We start from the raw sequence: 20,306 nt of genomic DNA, 5'->3' as shown, positions 1-20,306 counted from the left end.
TTCAACCCGAGATTATTTTGCCTGCAATAGCCTCTCTTTACAGACTATTATTCATATTTATACTGATATTTTTTAGTTCAGTATCGCTCTCTGATCCTATTAAATTAACTGTAAAAATCAACGGTGTAGATGAAGCCTTGAGTAAGACCTTACTCAATGGCCTTTCAATTGAAAAACAAAAAGACAGTGATCGTTTAAATCAACGTTATCTGGAAAAACTGCATACCTCAGCAATTGAAGAGTTGCGCACAATGCTTACGGTATTTGGTTATTACCAGCCAGACATCAACGCTGAATTACATCATGACAAAGACAACTGGCAAGCCATTTATACCATTGCTCTTGGTGAGCCAGTTAAGCTATCTCTGGTTGATCTATCTTTTATAGGAGAGGCTGCTGAGGATCCAGAATTTATAAAACTCAAAAAGTCGTTTGCCATAGAGCCAGGCCAGCAGCTTAATCACCAAAAATACGAAGCTGCAAAAAAATCGATATTAACGCTGGGTATGAGTCGAGGTTATTTTGAAGGCAAATTGACTCAATCAGAGGTTGAGGTCGATGTGCCAAAAAACATCGCAAATGTGTATCTTCATTATGATTCAGGTGTTCGATACCGGTTTGGTCAAACATTGTTTCCAGACACGGTAGTTGGTGAGCCATTACTGGAAAAGTTACTCCCATATACCGAAGGTGAACCCTATCTGAATACAAAAGCATTAACGCTAAGAAAGAATCTTAGTGACAGTGGTTATTTTGATTCTGTTTCAGTAAAAACCAATCGTGCTGAGCGTGATGATGGTTCAGTGCCTATGGATATCAGCCTGGAAGAAAAACCTCGACAACTTTATACCGCGGGGTTGGGATACGGTACTGACACCGGTGCAAGATTAAGTCTTGGCTGGGAAAACCGTTACGTGAACAAGCGAGGACACCGGCTCGAAGCGAATGCCCGATTATCACAAGTCACCAACACAGTCAGTGCTGATTATGTCATGCCTTTCTGGAGTGAAACCATTAATACGGTGGGTGTGAATACTGAATTTAAACAGCAAGATACAGATACTAGTGAAAGTGAATCCTTCGCTGTTGGTGGCTATTACAAACGTGATAGGTGGGGTTGGGACGAGACAGGCTCTCTCAAAGTATTACAGGAAAATTTTGATATTTCTGATGAGAGTGAATCGACACTACTACTTATTCCAGGCATGTCTTGGAGTAGAACCTGGGCTGACAATACTATCTACACAAAACACGGGGCTCGTTTATCTTTGAGTCTGTCTGGCGCATCAGAAGCCGTATTATCAGATATTACATTCGGTCAGATCGTCGTCAGAGGTAAGTTCATTCAGTCGTTTGGTGAGAATAGCCGTTTTATTACACGAGGATCGGTCGGTGCGACTGAGGTCAGCGACTTTGACAGGCTGCCGAGTTCGCTGCGCTTTTTTACTGGTGGAGATAACAGTATTCGCGGTTTTGACTACCAATCTCTTGGGCCTGAAAACTCTGATGGTGACGTCGTGGGTGGACGTTATCTCGCGGTAGGTAGTGTGGAGCTCGAACATATGTTTCTTAAAGACTGGGGCGGGGCTGTCTTTTCTGATTTTGGTAACGCTTTTAATAGTTTTAGTGATCCAATTGAATACAGCGTTGGTATTGGTGTTCGCTGGCGTTCACCTGTCGGTTTAATTCGTGTTGATTTAGCAAAGGGACTCTCAGATAAGGATGAGCCCATTGCATTACACATCGTTATTGGCCCGGATTTATAAACATGCGTAAGCCCATTCTTATCAGTGTTATTGTTGTTTTTGTGGCCATCATTCTTAGTATGGGGTGGCTTTTGACGACTCAGTCAGGTCTGAAAGCATCACTCAATATCGTTCAAACATTTGTGCCGGCGCTGAATGTAAAAGAAGCTAATGGCCAATTATTCGGCAAGTTGTCTTTATCTGATGTTCGTTATCAACCAGAGCAGGGAACCGCCGTTCAGATTAAGAGTGTGGTATTGCAATGGCAGCCATCAGCTTTATTAAAACGCCAGTTATTCATTCAACAAGTGGCTGTGGATGGTCTGATCTTGAGCACATCAGAACAAAGCCAGGAGACGGAACAGTCTAGTTCTGACTTCACACTGCCGGATATCCATTTACCTTTGAGCATTAAGCTGGAAACGCTTAGTGTTAAAAATGTCACTGTTGCTCAAACTGAAGCAAGCAATACGTTGTTGGAAGATGTCCAGCTTGAGCTTGAAACCATAGCAGATGATGTCATTATCAAAAAACTATACATCGAACGCGAAGATGGGCAGCTAGAGTTGAAAGGGCGTATAGGCTTAACAGCAGAACATGCGGTCGATTTGGCGTATCAGGCACAAATCTCGGATGTCTTAGCTGAAACTGTCATCATCGATGGCAATATAAGCGGCAATCAACAACAACTGGTACTCACTCAGCATGTTCAGCAGCCCGTTAAATCTGAGCAGAAACTGGTTGTTAATGACCTGACCTCTTCGTTGGACTGGATATTAACAGTCTCTGCCGATGTAGTTGATGTCAGTCAACTTGTGCCTGAGCAGCCATTAGAACTAAACAAGGTCAATCTTCAAGCTAAAGGCACGCTGTCTAGCATGACGAGCTCGCTGCAATTGACGGCGAAACAGCCGGAATTGCCAGCTATTGATCTGGCTATTCAAGCTAACACTGACGATATGGCTGACTGGAATATCGAGCTTACAGCGACCCCTGATAACGACAAAATCATTACCGTCGCAGGCAAGGTCAATACTAATACACCTGATATAGCCTTTGATCTTAAGGCGGTATGGCAACAACTTCAGTGGCCATTACAAGGCGACGATATGTTGATAAAAAGTGAGCAAGGCGAAGTCATGCTAACCGGTTCATTAAAGCATTACCAAGCTACAATGGATACGGTAACAAGTTACCAGAATGAGCCCATCGCGATCACGGCAAAGCTGGAAGGCAATGATTCATCGCTTGAAATCGAACAACTCGAGATGCAAGGTCTGGGGGAAATATCGATACGGCAGGTCATATTGACTGGTCATCAACCCCAATCACTTATGATCTTGAGGCCCATTGGCGTGATATCACCATACCTGACTCGCTTAGTGAATTAGCTATTGATATAAGGGAAGGTCGATTAAGTTTAGCAGGCAATACCAGCAGCATGACATTACGCTCAGAAACTGATTTATCGGTAAATGAGGTCGCCATGAAGGTAAAAGCCTCAGGTGATGGACAAACCGATATAGGGTTTGAGCAAAGCCAATTATATGTTGAGTTGGGGCAGGGTAAAGTTGAATATCAAGGCCGGTTAGCCTGGGTGGGTGAATCCTTAGTGAATGGTGAGCTGACATTAACACAGCTCAACCCTGGGATTATTGTGCCAGAATGGCCAGGTAACTTATCCGGTCAGGTACCGTTAAAAGTCAGCCAGAAAAATAAGCAACTAGCCGTCGAATTAGAGTCGCTGAGATTATCTGGCACACTGAGACAGAAACCGCTGGCGATTGAAGCCAAACTACGCACCCAAGCTGAAGATGTCTGGATTGATACTCTCAAAGCAAACTCCGGTGATTCACAGTTGAGTTTAAATGGACAGCTTCAAAATGGCATCCTAGATATTGACTGGACATTAAGCTCACCTGACCTACAAGATCTGTATCCTGGCTTGCAAGGACAACTGAGCGGTGAAGGCGAGTTAACAGGTAGTGTCGAACAGCCACGTATTTTGGCTGACATTGATGGCCAAGCCCTTGCTTTTGAAACAACAAAAATAGAGACACTCTCAGGCAATATTGATGTCAGTCTGCAAACTAATGGCAATACCAATAGCAGCATTCTTGTTACTGGACTGACGCTATCCGATCAACTCATAAATCGTATTGAGCTTGCTGTGCAAGGAAAACAACAGTCTCACCAAATACAGCTTAATGTTGACTCAAACATGATCAATCTCGATTTAGCAGTAGACGGACAGCTGAACAAGGAAATATGGACAGGACAGTTCAGTCAATTCAGTTTTGGTAATGAACAGGCGGGTGTTTGGCAACTGAGAGAAAAAGGTGAGCTTCAACTCAGTGCGCAACAGCAAGATATTCCCCGTCACTGCTGGCAGTCTGAAAAAGGAAATCTCTGTTTGGCTGCAATACATTCTCAAGAACAGTGGCAAGTATCAGGCGAGTTTGCGGATTTACCTTTGACTTTGTTTGAGCCACTAGCCGTGGAACTTGAGCAGCTGCAAGGACAGTTAAAAGGCCGCTTTAACCTGGCAGCAGATAAGCACAATAATATGACGGGGGCAGGCAAAATTTCTCTAGAAAATGGTTCTGTTAAGCTTAATCAGTCAGACCTTCAACAAAAGCAAGCCGTTACGCTGAAAAATACCTTTATTGAGTATCAGTTAGATGAGACTCAGACCACAGCACAGCTGCACATTGAACCTCAAATAGAGGGTGTATCAGCCATCAATGCAGACATAGCAACAGCCAGTGCAGAGGCTTTAATGGCCGACCCAAACCAGGCAGCACTAAAAGGTAAGATCACTACCCATATCGCGGATATGTCAGCATTACAATTTTCACATCCGGCCATTGAAGGCTTGCAAGGCGAGCTGGATGTCAATATCGGTATTAGCGGAACCATAGAGCAACCAGAGATTGATGGTAAAGCGAAGTTGGCTAATGGACAGGTTAGCGTGGTGGATGCCGGAATTATTGTGAAAAATATCCAAGCGGATATTAACGGTAACCTTGACAAGGTTCAGATGACCTTAATGGCTGAATCCGGTGAAGGGCAGCTCAATGTCACAGGTGAATATGTGCTACAGAACTCGGGCTGGGCGCTGACTGCAAATGTATCAGGGTCACAGCTTGAAGTGATGAACACACCTGAAGCACTGGTTATTGCTGAGCCCGATATGACGATTACAGTGACTCCGGAAGCCACCAAAGTCACAGGGAAAGTATCGATTCCACGCGCCCAGATTGAACCGACTCGGTTTAACTCATCAGTGAGCCCCAGTACTGATGTGAAGGTCATTTCAGATACCCAAACGGAACAGGCGAGTTCCTCACAAACTCAGTTGGATATCACGGTCAGTCTTGGTGACAAAGTTCAGATCAAAGCTATGGGATTTCAGGGACGCTTGACTGGTAATTTGCAGGTGTCAGGTAACCCTAATGATGTCTTGCTAGGTAATGGCCAGATAACGATTAAAGACGGAAGCTATATTGCCTATGGACAGTTGTTGAAAGTCGACAATGGCAAAATTCGTTTTTCTGGTCCTATTGATAATCCTGAGCTGGATATTAAAGCAGTACGAGAAACAAAAGAGGTGACTGCAGGCCTGTATATTGAAGGTAATGTGAGTGCACCTCAGGCAACGTTATTTTCTGATCCTGATATGAGTCAGGATGATATTTTATCTTATTTGATTTTAGGCAAACCGATTGAGCAAGCCAGCGCCACCGATGCGGCGCTATTGGCCTCAGCGGCGACAGGTATTGGCCTACAAAATGGGGCGATGATTGGTGACGATATTGCTAACACGTTTGGTCTGGATGAGTTTGCTATTACCGGTGATAGTAAAGAAAATGCAGCGCTGACGATTGGTAAATACTTATCACCAAAACTCTATCTAAGCTACGGGATTGGCGTGTTTGATTCAGTCAGTAGTGTGGAGCTTCGATATCAGCTAAGTAAAATCTGGGCGTTAAAAGCTGAATCGGGCACTGAAAGTGGTGTAGATTTACTTTATACCTATGAACCATCTAATGATTAGAGGTTGAAACAGACGATACAAAAAAGCCCCGGTATCGGGGCTTTTTTATGCGTATGAGGTCTTAAAGCATCAATCCTGATGCTTTGAAACAACGCCTTATAACAGACGAATCAGATGCGGTTCTTTTCTCTGATTTCGTCCAGAGTTTTACAATCGATGCATAGCGTTGCTGTTGGTCGAGCTTCTAAACGACGAATACCGATTTCAGTACCACATGACTCACAGAAACCGTAGTCACCTTTTTCTAAGTCCACCAGTGACTCATCAATCTTCTTGATTAATTTACGTTCACGGTCACGTGTGCGTAACTCAAGTGTGAATTCTTCTTCCTGTGTGGCGCGATCATTTGGATCGGGGAAGTTGGCCGCTTCATCTTGCATGTGATGAACGGTGCGGTCGACCTCAGCACGAAGCTGTGCTCTCCAGTTTTCTAAAATCTGACGAAAGTGCTCAACTTGAGCATCGTTCATATACTCTTCGCCTGCTTGCTCCTGGTAAGGAGTAATCTTAGTGTCGACTTGAGTGTTTTCCATCTTGAAACCTCATACTTTCTAAAACCAAGGGCGAATCTATACCAGAAGCGCCCAGCTTGTGCAAAATTAAAATTAACGTCGATGAACGGGTGTGGTGATAATTGATTATTTAACAATAAAAAACCATCACTTTTTCTCTTCGTCTCGACATCAGTCTGATTAAAAACCAGAGAGCATGGCACCGAAACGCGCACCTGTCTATCTTTTTCAACAGTAGATTAGTACGCCTATGTATGGGCATTGGCAAGCCTTTTCAATAGCTGCTGTTAAACCAGCTGAATTTGCTAAACTAGCCGCCAATTATTTCACCTTAAAACTCAAACGGATACGGCATGACCAAAAAAGTCGCCAGTCGCGCAAACGCAATTTCTCCCTTCCACGTTATGGATATTTTGTCTCAGGCTAAACAGCTGGAAGCGGCAGGACAGAACATCATTCATATGGAAGTGGGTGAGCCCGACTTTGACACACCTCAACCGATTATCGAAGCCGGCATGCATGCATTAAAGCAAGGTAAGACGCATTACACCCCAGCGTGTGGTTTGCCTGAATTAAGAGAAGCAATTGCTGGCTGGTATGAACAGCAGTATCAGGTAAAGGTCAATGCTGAGCGAATTATTGTCACACCAGGCGCATCAGGCGCATTACTTTTGGTAATGGGAGCGTTACTCGAGAAACAGAAGCAGGTGTTGTTGGCGGATCCCGGTTATCCCTGCAATAAACACTTTGCCAGATTTGTTGAAGGACGCGTCAATAGTATTCCGGTTAATGCGAATAACCAATACCAACTCACCGCTCAGCATATTGAGCAATATTGGGATGATAATACCGCGATGGCTTTAGTCGCTTCACCATCTAATCCAACAGGCACGGTGTTAACCCAACCAGACCTCAAGGAGTTAGCTGCTGCTGTCGCGAGAAAATCAGGCCATCTAGTCGTTGATGAGATTTATCATGGCCTTACCTATGATGGCTTTCACGCGCCCACGGCCTTATCGGTGAGTGATCAGGTGTTTGTCGTCAACAGCTTTTCTAAATTCTTTGGTATGACGGGATGGCGTTTGGGCTGGTTAATGGTGCCGGAAGGCTATACCGAAGTGATGGACAAATTAGCCCAGAATCTGTTTCTTGCACCAACGACCATGTCGCAATATGCCGCACTGGCGGCGTTTCAGTCCAATACCTTAGCGATATTAGAACAACGTCGCCAAGCCTTTGAGCGCCGCCGAAATACCTTGCTGCCATTATTGAAAGATATCGGCTTTTCCATACCCGTCACGCCACAAGGTGCTTTTTATCTTTATGCAGATTGTTCAACACTGCTGAATGAGCAGATACCCGATAGTATGGCTTTATCCCGGTTCCTGCTAAGTCAAGCCGGTGTCGCTATCACACCAGGTTTGGATTTTGGCCATCACCAAGCTGTGTCACATTGTCGTTTTGCCTATACAAGAGATGAGTTATTGCTGGTAGAAGCTGCTGAGCGTATCAAACGTGTCATGACTGGATAAATCAAATAAGGCTTGTTTAGCAAACGCTAATATGGAATAGTCAAATGAGAGTCTGACATCGTCGGCTCTATATTCATTACCAATCGGATGGGCAGGCATGACAACGGTGATTCACCAACAATTACGCTTTGTTATTGATGAAATAGATAAAGCGATAGACAGTCATCAACAATGGTATCAACGGCTTTTGCGAGTGTTAGTGTCCCGCGTGGCACCTGATGAAAAAGATCTCAAAAATGATGCACATAAGTCATGTGAATTTGGTGAGTGGTTGTACACCTCACATATCGAGCTGATTCAGGAACATCCCACCTTTGTGTCTCTGGAAATATCCCATGAAAAGATGCACAGAAAAGCGAAGCAACTGATTGAGCTTGTCGTGTCTGATCAAGGGATTCCAGTGAGCTTGTTTGATGAGTTTAACGATGAGCTTGAAAAGATGCGGACACAGTTCCAGGCATTACGTCACGAGTTCGCCGATTTGGACCAGAACCTGGATCCCTTAACTGGGGCTCAGACGCGAGCCGGTATGCAGGCTGAACTGAATAAAGAGCATGCTCTGGCAAAACGAAGCCAACAATCCAGCGCATTGGCTATGCTCGATCTTGACCACTTTAAACAGGTGAATGATAACTACGGGCACTCAGTCGGCGATGAGGTATTGATTAAAACGGTCGCATGTTTACAGCACGTATTGAGACCTTATGATCAGCTTTATCGCTACGGTGGCGAAGAATTCCTGATTTGCATGCCCAATACCACATTAGAACAAGCCGAACATGTGGCAGAGCGTATTCGCAGCATGGTTGCAGAACAGCAGATTATTTACGATAAAGAAGGTAATACATTACAAGTCACGGCCTCGATTGGTGTGACATCCCTTGATCCCGCCTATAGTGTTGACGATGCTATAAACAAGGTGGATGAAGCCATGTACGAGGCGAAAGCGGCTGGCGGCAACTTAGTGAAGGTTCGTTAGCTACAGTTGGTCGTTTTACTGAAACGTCCAGGCGAGGATGCGTGTGATTTTGTTACCTTGATACATATCAATTTGTTTTACCTCAGTAGCGCCCAGTTTTTGAATTAACTTGGTTGCGGGTTTTACGTTCTCAATTTTTGACACCAGACTGGTAAACCAACGACATTGCTCGGCAAACGCCTGACTCTCACGAATCATCTTTTTGAGAAACAATTTCTCACCACCATTGCACCATAATTCGGCTGCTGAACCGCCAAAATTCAATGTAGGCTTATTGGTTTTTAGCTTTAAATTATGTTGTTTTTGTTGATGCGTTTTTAATGCTGCTTCAGCAGAAGCATGAAAAGGCGGATTACACACGCTCACATCAAATCGCTCACCTTGCTTAATGATGCCTTCAAATATGTGATGTGGATTTGGCTGATGACGCAGTGTCACCTGTGTTTCTAATGTTTTGTTGTTATCGAGTATGGTGGCGACATTGTTGAGTGACGTTTCATTGATATCACTGCCCACACATTGCCAGCCATAACACCGACTGGCTAACAGAGAATAAATGCCATTGGCGCCAATACCTATATCGAGCATTCGGATATCGCTAGTGCGATCTGTAACACCTAATAAATCAGCTATGTAGTGGATATAGTCGACGCGTCCAGGAATCGGCGGGCACAAGGCACCATCGGGGATAGCCCAGTCCTTGATTTGATAATGATGTGCCAGCAGAGCGGCATTTAGTTGTTTGACGGCCTCAGCATCACTGTAGTCGATAGATAAATGATCAAAATCATTGGTGAATACAAAAGCGTCTAAGGGGGATGGCTGGCTATCAATTCAAGAAAGTCATAACCGTGATTATGAAGGTTTCTAGGATGTAAACCTTTGTTAGGTGAGCGTTTAGTCATTTTTTTGATGGGCGTTGGTTATGGCACGAAGAGCGCTCTCAACTTAATGAGATGCCATTATAAGTGTGGCGAGTGGCAATAAAAAAATAATATGCTCAACCTGACCGTGAGATCAGGTTGAGATAAATAAAGCTGTTTTTATGCTTTTTCCAGTGCCTGAGCGATATCAGCAATAATGTCGTCAATATGTTCAATCCCGACCGAAATCCGCACTAAATCTTCTGATACGCCTGCGGTGGCCAGCTCTTCCGGGTTTAACTGACGATGAGTGGTGGTAGCAGGGTGGCAGGCCAGTGATTTTGCATCACCAATATTGACCAGACGTAAAATCATCTGCAAAGCATCAATAAAGCGGGCACCTGCTTCTTTGCCTCCGGTGATGCCAAAGCTGAGAATACCGGAAGCCTGACCTTTGGTAATTTTCTGGCAGACCGCATGATAGGGGCTGTTTTCTAAAGCCGCGTAATTGACCCATTCCACTTTAGGGTGTTGTTGCAAATAATTAGCGACTTTCAGTGCATTCTCACAGTGACGTTCCATTCTTAAACCCAAGGTTTCAAGACCCTGCATTAATAAAAAGGCACTGTGAGGAGACAAGGCTGAACCCGTATTACGCAGCGGAATGACACGACAACGACCAATATAGGCGGCAGGCCCTAATGCTTCTGTATAGACCACGCCATGGTAAGAAGGATCAGGTTCGTTAAGCATCGGGAAACGATCTTTATTCGCCACCCAGTCAAAACGACCTGAGTCGACAATCATGCCGCCAACTGTTGTGCCATGACCGCCGATGTATTTCGTTAATGAATGCACGACGATATCTGCACCATGATCAAAAACACGGCAAAGATAAGGTGTGGCTACTGTATTATCGACAATTAACGGTACACCATGACGATGAGCAATCTCAGCCCAACGCTGTATATCAACGATATTACCGGCAGGGTTACCAATTGATTCACAGAATAAGGCTTTGGTTTTCTCGTCAATCAGGCTTTCGATTTTGTCGTAATCGTCAAAAGAGGCCATACGCACCGTAATCCCTTGTCGCGGGAAGGTATGGGCAAACAGATTGTAGCTGCCACCGTAAAGCTGGGTACTACTGACAATATTGTCACCTGCTTCAGCAATCGCCTGGATAGCATAGGTAATCGCTGACATGCCGGATGCCACGGCCAGACCAGCAATACCGCCTTCCATCTCGGCAAGACGTTTTTCCAGCACGTCATTGGTTGGGTTCATAATTCGTGTGTAAATATTGCCCGGAACTTTCAGGTCAAATAAATCAGCGCCGTGCTGAGTATCGTCAAACGTATATGAGGTCGTTTGGTAGATAGGAACGGCAGCTGATTTAGTCGTCGGTTCAGATTCATAACCGTGATGTAAGGCGAGTGATTCTAATCGCATAATTCTCTCCATAAGCGCTGAGTTATATCATTTTATTGTGGTTAAGCTTGTCTACATGGCAGAGATTAACATGAGTACGCATGATGAGAGGGTAATTGGTCACATGAGATATAAAAAGCAGAGCCACAAGACCATGACTCTGCTTTAGAGAAGAACAAGTTTAAGCTTCTGAAAAGCTTATAACTTTAACCGGCGTAACCGTAAAGCATTGCCAATAACGGATACTGAGCTGAGACTCATCGCGGCGGCTGCCACCATAGGCGAAAGCAATAATCCAAAAAATGGATATAAAATCCCGGCGGCCACAGGCACACCCAGCGAGTTATAGACAAAAGCAAAGAATAGGTTTTGTCGGATATTTTTCATGGTGGCCCGACTGAGTTTTAGCGCTTGATGAATACCGGTTAAATCACCTTTTACTAAGGTCATACCAGCACTTTCAACAGCGACATCGGTGCCTGTGCCCATCGCTATACCAATGTTTGCCTGAGCCAGTGCTGGCGCATCGTTGATACCATCACCAGCCATTGCGACAATACGTCCCTGACTTTGCAAATCTTTAATATGCTGATTTTTCTGTTCCGGTTGCACATCAGCATGCACTTCATCAATGTTCAGCTGTTTTGCCACAGCATTGGCTGTGACATGATTGTCACCGGTCAGCATCACAATACGGATACCTTCTTTATGCAAGGCATCAATAGCGGCTTTGGTGGTGTCTTTAATCGGATCTGCGACGGCAACTAGTCCAGCTGCTTGACCGTCTACAGCCAGTAACATCACGCTGTCACCTTGCTGACGTAATGCTTCTGCTCGTGATTCAAGCCCACTGACATCAACCTTATTGGCTTGCATCAAGGCTTTATTGCCAAACAAAATAGATTTACCATCAACGCTGCCGCTGATTCCCTGACCGGTATGTGACTGAAACTGTTTGGCTTCAGCAAGTGATAGATTTTGTTTTTTGCTGCCGCAATTAATGCGGTTGCCAGCGGATGTTCGCTATGTTGCTCCAGGCTGGCAGCCCACTGCAATAAAGCATTTTTTTCAAAGCCAACAACGGCTTCGATAACAGAAAGCTCAGGTTTACCTTGAGTTAAGGTGCCGGTTTTATCGACAACCAGCGTGTCGATTTTTTCCATACTCTCTAAGGCTTCTGCATTTTTAATCAACACACCATGAGCTGCACCACGGCCGGTGCCCACCATAATTGACATCGGCGTCGCCAAACCCAGAGCACAAGGGCAGGCAATGATTAATACTGCCACAGCATTGATTAAAGCATGTGCCAGTTTTGGGTCAGGCCCAACTACAAACCAGACAATAAAGGTAATAATGGCCACTGCAATCACAGTCGGTACAAAATAGCCTGCGACTTTATCTACCAGTTTTTGTATTGGTGCCCGGGAACGCTGTGCTTCAGCGACCATTTTCACGATTTGTGAGAGCAGGGTGTCACTACCCACTTTTTCAGCCTGCATTAACAAACTACCAGTGCCGTTGACTGTGCCACCGACCAGTTTGTCATCGACTTTTTTATTCACCGGCATGGCTTCGCCTGTGACCATGGATTCATCAATGTGACTTTCGCCTTCGATGACCAAGCCATCAACAGGAATTTTCTCACCAGGACGAATCCGTAATTTGTCACCCACTTTGACTTGATCCAGTGGGATATCTTTTTCATGGCCACAGTCGGTGACTTTTCGTGCTGTTTTTGGCGCCAAATCCATTAATAGTTTGATGGCAGTATTGGTTTGGCTGCGAGCCCTCAATTCTAATACTTGACCCAACAGTACTAACACCGTAATGACGGCGGCAGCTTCAAAGTAAACGGCTACCACACCGTCGTGTTGCATGCTGACTGGAAATACGCCAGGAAAGAGCAATGCAATGATGCTGTATGTCCAGGCGACACTCACGCCAAGTCCGATCAGGGTGAACATATTTAAGTGGCCAGTTTTCACTGATTGCACAGCACGCACCAGAAATGGCCAGCCAGCCCAGAATACAACAGGTGTGGCGAGTAAAAACTCAGCCCAATACCATTGTTGGATACTGCTCTCTGCTGGAAACAGTGATGGGGCCATTTCCAGTAACATGGCAATTAAAAACACAGGTAATGTTAATACCCCCAATAATGAAGCGTTTTAACATGTCTTTGTATTCGCTGTTATCCGGCTCGACTTCAACGGTGGTAGCTTCCAAGGCCATACCGCAAATCGGACAGTCACCAGGTTCATCCTGTATGACTTCCGGGTGCATTGGGCAGGTGTACTCGGTTTTCTGGTTAGTTGAAACGGGGGTTTCAGGTTCTAATGCCATACCACATTTCGGGCAACTGCCAGGCCCATCGTTTCGAACACCCTCACACATGGGGCAAATATAGTCGCCTTTGGCATCGGCATGAGTATGCTGGTGTTTATCTGAACTAGGCTGATGATCATGTTTGCCGCTGCAACAACTTTTCGCCGACTCTGTTTCAGGCTTATTAAGATAAAACTCGGGATCCGCCTTAAAATTATTTAAGCAGTGTTGAGAGCAAAACGCATAATTTTTATGCTTATAGCTGGTTTGGTATTTTGCAGAGGTTTCATCAACCTGCATACCACATACGGGATCAGTCGCCATTGTCTTCTCCTGAAATAATTGTTTTATCAATAGGGTATTGCTGTTTTCTACCCAATTGACAGTAATGGTGATGATTAAACTTATGAGCTTGGTTAGACTATAGAGTACGTACCATAGTACAGAGTCAATATCCTTATGAAAAAAGACAGTTGGACCATCGGGCAGTTCGCTAAACAAGTCGATGTGACGGTGGAAACCGTCCGTTATTATCAACGCAAAGGCTTACTTGATACGCCTGATAGCACTGGCGGTATTCGTCGATATGGGCAGCATGATTTGCGTCGTCTCAAATTTATACGTAAAGCACAGGAAGCAGGCTTTACTTTACGTGAGATTAAAGAGCTCATAGGGCTTGATTCGACACAAGATCATCACCGCGCATATCAACTAGCCATGCGACGTTTACAAGAGCTGGACGCCAAAATAGCTGAAATGCAGCAAGCACGTGACAGTTTAAAACGCTTGGCGGGTAACTGCGCTGCAGGCGGGGAAAGCAAACCCTGTGCAATACTGGCGGCATTTAATGTCTGATTTAAATTTGCATTACACATCTATTTTCGACGCTCAATAAACTGTAAAACCAAACCATAAATTAACGGTAAAACAAACAAGGCTAATACGGTAACGGAAATCATCCCGCCTACCATAGGCGCAGCAATGCGCTGCATCACATCACTGCCGGTACCATGACTCCACAAAATTGGTAGCAGGCCAGCGGTAATGGCGATAGCGGTCATGGCAACTGGACGGACTCTTTCTGCACTGCCTGAAAACACAGCTTGCCAGATAGCCTCTTTGGTGAGTTGTTGTTGTGGGTTCTGTTTCCTGACTTCATCTATCTTCTGATCGATAAAGGTTAGAACTAACACACCAATCTCAGCAGCAACGCCAGCTAGTGCAATAAAACCGACAGCAACGGCAACAGAGAAGTTAAATCCAAGCCAATAGAGCAACCATAAACCGCCAATGCTGGCAAACGGAATCGACAGCATCACGATAAGCGGTGACCGAATATTACGGAAGTTGAGGTATAACAATAAAAAGATAAGTAACAGTGTCAGAGGAATCACTAATTTAAGTCGCTCTGCTGCCCGTTGCATATACTCAAACTGCCCTGACCAACTGAGGGTATAACCCGGTGGCAGCGATACCTTTTCATCAATCAATTGACGTGCTTTCTCTACATAGCCGCCGATATCATCGGATTTTATATCAATATAGACCCAGGCATTGGGCCGTGAGTTTTCTGTCTTGATGACTGGGGCACCGCGTTTGAGACTCAAATCTGCCAGCTGCGATAAGGGTATCTGAGCCCCCGTTGGCGCGGATATCAGGGTGCGTTTAAGCTCATTTAAGTTATCACGCATATCCCGTGGATAACGCAAATTGACGGGATATCGCTCCAGGCCTTCAACCGTATAGGTGACATTCATACCACCAATGGCTGTCTGAATGACATCTTGTACATCGCCAATATGTAAGCCATAACGCGCAATTTCATCTCTGTTGATATTGATATCAACAAAATACCCACCTGTCGCTTTGTCACCAAATGCAGACAAGGTTTCAGGGAGTGTGTTGAGCAGTTGTTCAACTTGCGCCGTTAACGTATTGAGTTCGGTTAAGCTGGGACCACTGATTTTTACACCGACCGGTGTTTTGATGCCTGTCGATAACATATCCAGCCTTGTTTTAATGGGCATTGTCCAGCTATTGGTCAGACCTGGAAACTGAATGGCTTCATCCATTTCATTCATCAGTTGCCGTGTGGTTTTACTAGGGTCTGGCCATTGCTCTCGCGGTTTTAAACGAATAGTTGTTTCGAACATGGATAACGGAGCCGGATCTGTGGCTGTTTCAGCGCGACCAGCTTTACCAAACACCGAAGCCACTTCGGGAAAGGTATGGAGAATCTTATCTGTTTGCTGCACTAACTCCCGTGCTTTAGAGATAGAGAGTCCGGGATAGGTGGTTGGCATATACAAAATGTCACCCTCATCGAGTGGTGGCATAAACTCGCTACCTGTTCGTTGTATGGGAATGATACTAACAGCTAACAGCAATACGGTGATAAGCAATACGGGAAAACGATAATGAATACAAAATTTTAGAATAGGCCGATGAATACCGTGTAATAAACGATTCAACGGGTTTTTGGCTTCAGCAAGAATATTGCCGCGAATCAGTAATCCCATTAAAACAGGTACTAAACTTATTGCCAGAATAGCTGCCGCTGCCATGGCATACGTTTTGGTGAATGCTAAGGGACTGAATAAACGGCCTTCCTGCGCCTGCAGCGTGAACACCGGCAGAAAGGACACGGTGATAATCATAAGCGAGAAAAATAATGCCGGTCCCACTTCTTTAGAGGCAGTCGCTATCGCTTGCCAGCGTTCAGATGAAGAGAGCTTTCTGCCTAATTCAGTTGCGGCTTTTTCCAGGTGTTTATGTGCATTTTCAATCATCACAATGGCACCATCAATCATCGCACCTATCGCAATAGCTATGCCGCCAAGCGACATAATATTGGCATTAATCCCTTGCCAGTGCATTACGATAAATGCCATCAATATACCAATGGGTAAAGTAGCAATTGCTACCAGTGCAGAACGTGCATGAAATAAGAAAATAATACAAATCAAGCTGACAATAAGCGACTCTTCCAGCAGCTTGTGTTTAAGATTATTCACACCACGATGAATCAGATCACTGCGATCATAGACGGGCAGTATTTCCACACCTGCTGGCAGGCTTTTTTCCAGTTCTTTAAGTTTTTCTTTTACGTTATTAATGGTACTCAGTGCATTTTCACCATAACGCATAACGACGATACCGCCTGCGACTTCACCTTCGCCATTCAGCTCAGCGAGTCCCCGGCGTAAATCAGGGCCGTAGTGAATATTAGCGATATCTGCCAGACGAATTGGCGTGCCATCTTCAGTCACACTGACGGAAATTGAGCGAATATCATCAAGTGATTGGATATAACCCAATCCACGCACCATGTATTCGGTTTCTGCCATTTCAATTAATTTACCGCCAACATCACTATTCGAACGCTGAATGGCTGTTTTCACTTTGGATAATGGAATGTGGTAATTCAGCAGGGCATTGGGATCGACTTCGATTTGATATTGTTTGACATAACCGCCAATCGAAGCCACTTCTGCCACGCCATCCACGGTTTGCAGCGGATAACGTAAATACCAGTCTTGTATGGAACGCAATTGTGCTAAATCATGACGACCGCTTTTATCAACTAAGGCATATTCATACACCCAGCCAACACCGGTAGCGTCAGGTCCGAGACTTGGAGATACATTTTCTGGGAGACGGTTACTGACATAATTCAGGTATTCCAGCACACGTGACCGTGCCCAATACATATCGGTATTGTCTTCAAAAATAATGTAAACGAACGATAGGCCAAAAAAGGAATAGCCCCGTACAGACTTGGCTTTTGGTACAGCTAACATAGCTGTCGTTAAGGGATAGGTCACTTGATCTTCAACCACTTGTGGTGCTTGGCCCGGATACTGTGTGAATACAATCACCTGAACATCAGATAGGTCCGGAATGGCATCCAGTGATACATTTTTCAGACTCCAGACACCGGCGACGATTAGAAAACTTGCTGCCAGTAAAACCAGTAGCTTTTCACGTAATGCCAGATCAATAATGGACTTAATCATGGTGATGATGCTCCATCTCTGGCATGTTCATTGACGAAGACGACACGGGTGCTGACATTTCCTGTTCGATCATGTTCTGTTGATGATCGTGCATTTCTTCAGAAGCAGGGGCGCCAATTGCACGCATTTTCTCAGTCGTTTCATTAAGTTTAGACTCAGAATCAATCAAGAACTGACTAGACGTTACCACTTCATCACCCACATTCACGCCGTTTAGGATTTGCGTCCTGCCATCGGCACTTAATCCGGTAGTGACCTTACGCGGCTCAAACTGACCCGCTGCTCTCATAATAAACACCTGCTCTTTATCACCTGAACGAATTATGGCCTCAGTCGGCACCGTAATGGCTTCAGGCTGATTTTTGGTATGAATGGTGACATTTGCAAACATGTCCGGTTTTAATAGCAAATCCGGATTATCAAATGCCATACGCACTTTAATGGTTCTGGTTGCAGCTTCAGCATAGGGGTAGATATAAGAAAGCGTGCCTTTAAAGGTTTTTCCTGGAATGGCAGTTAATTGCATGTCAACCGTATCGTTCTCACTGACCCAAGGCAGATCCGACTCATAGACCTGTGCGATCACCCAGACTTTATTGAGATCGGCCAGCATATATAACTCCGTTTGGGGTGTGACATACTGGCCTTCACGGGCGCCGATATTAATCACTGTGCCATTAAACGGAGAATGGATATGCAGCGCTTTAGGGATATTGCCTGTTTTCACCATATCGTGAATTTGATGCTCAGGCACATCAAGTAATGCCAGACGTTGCCGCGCTGAAACAACCATTTGTTCTGCACTGTGGCGAATATCGTCAAAGGGGCTGTTTTCCAGGGTTTTTGCACTGCTAATCGCTAATAAGTATTCCTGTGAACTGGTGACCAGTTGTGGCGAATACACACTTAATAACATCGTGTTTTTATCAACCTTGGTACCTGTTTTATCGACAAAAAGCTTTTCAACCCAGCCTTCTGTTTTGGGGTGAAGTTTAGATATGCGCTCTTCATCATAGGTCACCTTACCGACTGTACGAATAAGGTGCGATAAGCTGGAAAGTTTGGCAGTTGCGGTACGAACACCGATATTCTGTTCGGTGACCGGATCAATTTTAACCGTACCAGCTTTTTCTGGTGTAGAGGCCTCGTCTTCGTAAACCGGTATATAGTCCATGCCCATATGGTCTTTAGCAGGAACTGGCGACGTGACTTCCGGATTCATTGGATTACGGTAATACAACGGTTTGGCCGGTTTCTGCGTGGTTTCTGCTGTCACTGCTGGTGGGCTGGTCAAGTGCTGATATGTCATTAAACCGCCAGTACCAATCAATAAGCCGCTGATTAAACTGATAAAAATATACGTTGTTTTATTCATAAAAAGTGTCCTTACCTACACTGGCCTTCAGATTTGCTAATGCCGTTTTTGCTGTTTTTACGCTAAGCCATAACTGGGTTTCATAGTCATAAAGTGTGATTTGTGCTCTTACCAGGTTAAGAAAGTCGACTTTATTCACCTGATAACCCGATAGCATTGACGCTATAGTTTGTCGGGCCTGAGGCAAGATGCCTGTATTTAATAAACTATATTGCTGACGTGCCTGCTCATATTGCGTCATGTAATTAGCAATCTCTGCTTGAACCTGATTCCAGCTATCCTGATAGGCGAACTGTTGTTGTTTTAATTCACTGTTTTTTTGTGAAATGGCCATTTTTTGTTTTTTGTAGGCAAATAACGGCACGTTAATTCCGACTTGCAATGACAGCATGTCACTACGATCAGAGCCATCCAGATTATTGCCTTGTCTGAGACCATAAGCTGCCGAAACTTTAAAATCAGGTAGCACGTTTTTTTCAGCTAAGGCTTTATCTTCTGCTGCTGCAGCAATCAGGTGTTTTTGCTGTTGTAGAAACGGCCTATTTTGTTTCGCGAGATGGAGAATTTCTGCAGCAGATTTAATATCAGGGAGAGTGGTATCAATATCTTGAAAGTCCGGAAGCTGAATGGGCGTATGCGTAGGTCGGCTAAGTAAGGTATTGAGTGTGATAACCAACTGTTCACGTTGACTGTTTAACTCAATCTCACGGTTTAGGAGTTTGGATAATTCCAGTTGAGCCAGCAGCACATCCTGCTGCAGACCATGTCCGACACGATATTTTGTTTCAGCAATATCGATAAATTGTTTAAGCAACGTTTTATTGCTGGAAATTACCGTCAACGTCTTTTCCAGATAAAACAGTTGCCACCAGTAGCTCGTTATAGATTTAATTAGCTGCTGTTTATACTCTGTCGTCATAAACGCGCTGGCACTGGCTCGTTCAGTGGCCGCTTGTTGTTTCAGTGCTAACTTGCCGGGAAATGGAATCTCCTGACTAATGCCTAATTGCCACTGAGTCATAGCTTCTTGTGAGGTACTGAGGCTATCGGTTGGTAAGTTAACCAGGCCCATGCTGATCATTGGGTCTGGCAGGCTGCCAAGTTGTGAGGGGAGAGCAGACATCGCCTCAGCTCGGGCCTGACGCTGGGCAAGCCCCGGGTTGGACTGCTCTGCCACAGTGATGGCGATATCTAAGGGCAAAACAGCCTGTGTCTGTTCGATACTATATGAAGTATCTTCAGCCGCATAAGCCGCTGGTATAAGGGAAATCAGTGGCAGTAAAATCAGCCACGCAGTAATGGAACTATTCCATCGGTTCATAAGCTTCACCAATCATTAATAATGATATAAGCACAGATGTGCTAAGGCCTCATGGAAATGAGGGGATGGGAGTTATGAACTTATAGGGGGCCTGAACAGGGAGTTGTGTTGATCTGTCGGCTTCGCTTCAATCTGACTCAAGGTGAG

General features: G+C 44.8%; 15 protein-coding genes. 6 read left to right on the top strand and 9 right to left on the bottom strand.

The window, feature by feature from the left end:
• Positions 1–17: 17 nt before the first annotated feature.
• The 3 genes from QUE24_RS01280 to QUE24_RS01270 are packed head-to-tail and all read left to right on the top strand — an operon-like array spanning position 18 to position 5,802.
• Entirely contained in the window at positions 18–1,766 is a 1,749-nt protein-coding gene (locus QUE24_RS01280) for an autotransporter assembly complex protein TamA (RefSeq protein WP_286304897.1), read from the top strand.
• Between the two features lie 2 nt (positions 1,767–1,768).
• Positions 1,769–3,136, top strand: coding sequence for an AsmA family protein (locus QUE24_RS01275; protein WP_286304896.1), 1,368 nt, complete (start codon positions 1,769–1,771; stop codon positions 3,134–3,136).
• Positions 3,137–3,186: 50 nt separating this feature from the next.
• Complete coding sequence (locus tag QUE24_RS01270; protein ID WP_286304895.1) at positions 3,187–5,802, top strand: translocation/assembly module TamB domain-containing protein; 2,616 nt, start codon at positions 3,187–3,189, stop codon at positions 5,800–5,802.
• A gap of 110 nt (positions 5,803–5,912) precedes the next feature.
• Here QUE24_RS01270 and dksA read toward each other — a convergent pair whose 3' ends face one another.
• A complete protein-coding gene (dksA, locus tag QUE24_RS01265; RefSeq protein ID WP_286304894.1) occupies positions 5,913–6,335 on the bottom strand; it encodes an RNA polymerase-binding protein DksA in 423 nt (140 codons plus the stop codon).
• 332 nt (positions 6,336–6,667) lie between these two features.
• On the opposite strand from dksA, the gene QUE24_RS01260 reads away from it, so the two are divergent.
• Together QUE24_RS01260 and QUE24_RS01255 are read left to right on the top strand one after the other, a co-directional pair.
• Positions 6,668–7,846, top strand: a complete 1,179-nt coding sequence (locus QUE24_RS01260) for a pyridoxal phosphate-dependent aminotransferase (protein WP_286304893.1) — start codon at positions 6,668–6,670, stop codon at positions 7,844–7,846.
• A 97-nt stretch (positions 7,847–7,943) separates the two neighbouring features.
• Positions 7,944–8,825, top strand: coding sequence for a diguanylate cyclase (locus QUE24_RS01255; protein WP_286304892.1), 882 nt, complete (start codon positions 7,944–7,946; stop codon positions 8,823–8,825).
• A gap of 15 nt (positions 8,826–8,840) precedes the next feature.
• On the opposite strand, the gene rlmF is transcribed toward QUE24_RS01255, so the two are convergent.
• The 5 genes from rlmF to QUE24_RS01230 form a co-directional block, all read right to left on the bottom strand.
• Positions 8,841–9,596: a 23S rRNA (adenine(1618)-N(6))-methyltransferase RlmF gene (rlmF, locus tag QUE24_RS01250; protein WP_286306147.1), complete on the bottom strand. Its 756-nt coding sequence runs from the start codon at positions 9,594–9,596 to the stop codon at positions 8,841–8,843.
• A 272-nt stretch (positions 9,597–9,868) separates the two neighbouring features.
• Positions 9,869–11,140 (bottom strand): O-acetylhomoserine aminocarboxypropyltransferase/cysteine synthase family protein, encoded by a 1,272-nt coding sequence (locus tag QUE24_RS01245; RefSeq protein ID WP_286304891.1) that lies wholly within the window; start codon positions 11,138–11,140, stop codon positions 9,869–9,871.
• A 177-nt stretch (positions 11,141–11,317) separates the two neighbouring features.
• A complete protein-coding gene (locus QUE24_RS01240) occupies positions 11,318–12,016 on the bottom strand; it encodes an HAD-IC family P-type ATPase (RefSeq protein WP_350226596.1) in 699 nt (232 codons plus the stop codon).
• On the bottom strand, positions 11,995–13,278 hold the full coding sequence (locus QUE24_RS01235) for a heavy metal translocating P-type ATPase (RefSeq protein ID WP_286304890.1): 1,284 nt from the start codon (positions 13,276–13,278) through the stop codon (positions 11,995–11,997). Before QUE24_RS01235 ends, QUE24_RS01240 begins: the two co-directional genes overlap by 22 nt.
• Positions 13,175–13,771: a heavy metal-binding domain-containing protein gene (locus QUE24_RS01230; RefSeq protein WP_286304889.1), complete on the bottom strand. Its 597-nt coding sequence runs from the start codon at positions 13,769–13,771 to the stop codon at positions 13,175–13,177. Before QUE24_RS01230 ends, QUE24_RS01235 begins: the two co-directional genes overlap by 104 nt.
• A 135-nt stretch (positions 13,772–13,906) precedes the next feature.
• Here QUE24_RS01230 and QUE24_RS01225 point away from each other — a divergent pair, with 135 nt between their 5' ends.
• Positions 13,907–14,302, top strand: a complete 396-nt coding sequence (locus QUE24_RS01225; protein ID WP_286304888.1) for a MerR family transcriptional regulator — start codon at positions 13,907–13,909, stop codon at positions 14,300–14,302.
• Between the two features lie 20 nt (positions 14,303–14,322).
• On the opposite strand, the gene QUE24_RS01220 is transcribed toward QUE24_RS01225, so the two are convergent.
• The 3 genes from QUE24_RS01220 to QUE24_RS01210 are packed head-to-tail and all read right to left on the bottom strand — an operon-like array spanning position 14,323 to position 20,159.
• Positions 14,323–17,463 carry an efflux RND transporter permease subunit gene (locus QUE24_RS01220; RefSeq protein ID WP_286304887.1) on the bottom strand — a complete coding sequence of 1,047 codons (3,141 nt, stop codon included), beginning with the start codon at positions 17,461–17,463 and terminating at the stop codon, positions 14,323–14,325.
• A complete protein-coding gene (locus QUE24_RS01215; protein WP_286304886.1) occupies positions 17,456–18,838 on the bottom strand; it encodes an efflux RND transporter periplasmic adaptor subunit in 1,383 nt (460 codons plus the stop codon). The genes QUE24_RS01220 and QUE24_RS01215 overlap by 8 nt, the downstream gene beginning before the upstream one ends.
• Positions 18,831–20,159 (bottom strand): TolC family protein, encoded by a 1,329-nt coding sequence (locus QUE24_RS01210; protein WP_286304885.1) that lies wholly within the window; start codon positions 20,157–20,159, stop codon positions 18,831–18,833. The genes QUE24_RS01215 and QUE24_RS01210 overlap by 8 nt, the downstream gene beginning before the upstream one ends.
• Positions 20,160–20,306 lie beyond the last annotated feature (147 nt).

It is taken from the genome of Methylophaga marina, from assembly GCF_030296755.1.
Lineage (GTDB): Bacteria > Pseudomonadota > Gammaproteobacteria > Nitrosococcales > Methylophagaceae > Methylophaga > Methylophaga marina.
The sequence above is the reverse complement of the archived record's forward strand: the minus strand, read 5'-3'. Positions and strand labels throughout refer to the sequence as shown.

Excerpts from the sequence above, each read along its gene's own strand:
- QUE24_RS01275 (WP_286304896.1), top strand. The coding sequence starts at position 1,769 with ATGCGTAAGCCCATTCTTATCAGTGTTATTGTTGTTTTTGTGGCCATC.
- QUE24_RS01270 (WP_286304895.1), top strand. The coding sequence starts at position 3,187 with ATGACATTACGCTCAGAAACTGATTTATCGGTAAATGAGGTCGCCATG.
- dksA (WP_286304894.1), bottom strand. The coding sequence starts at position 6,335 with ATGGAAAACACTCAAGTCGACACTAAGATTACTCCTTACCAGGAGCAA.
- QUE24_RS01260 (WP_286304893.1), top strand. The coding sequence starts at position 6,668 with ATGACCAAAAAAGTCGCCAGTCGCGCAAACGCAATTTCTCCCTTCCAC.
- QUE24_RS01255 (WP_286304892.1), top strand. The coding sequence starts at position 7,944 with ATGACAACGGTGATTCACCAACAATTACGCTTTGTTATTGATGAAATA.
- QUE24_RS01245 (WP_286304891.1), bottom strand. The coding sequence starts at position 11,140 with ATGCGATTAGAATCACTCGCCTTACATCACGGTTATGAATCTGAACCG.
- QUE24_RS01230 (WP_286304889.1), bottom strand. The coding sequence starts at position 13,771 with ATGGCGACTGATCCCGTATGTGGTATGCAGGTTGATGAAACCTCTGCA.
- QUE24_RS01225 (WP_286304888.1), top strand. The coding sequence starts at position 13,907 with ATGAAAAAAGACAGTTGGACCATCGGGCAGTTCGCTAAACAAGTCGAT.
- QUE24_RS01220 (WP_286304887.1), bottom strand. The coding sequence starts at position 17,463 with ATGATTAAGTCCATTATTGATCTGGCATTACGTGAAAAGCTACTGGTT.
- QUE24_RS01215 (WP_286304886.1), bottom strand. The coding sequence starts at position 18,838 with ATGAATAAAACAACGTATATTTTTATCAGTTTAATCAGCGGCTTATTG.
- QUE24_RS01210 (WP_286304885.1), bottom strand. The coding sequence starts at position 20,159 with ATGAACCGATGGAATAGTTCCATTACTGCGTGGCTGATTTTACTGCCA.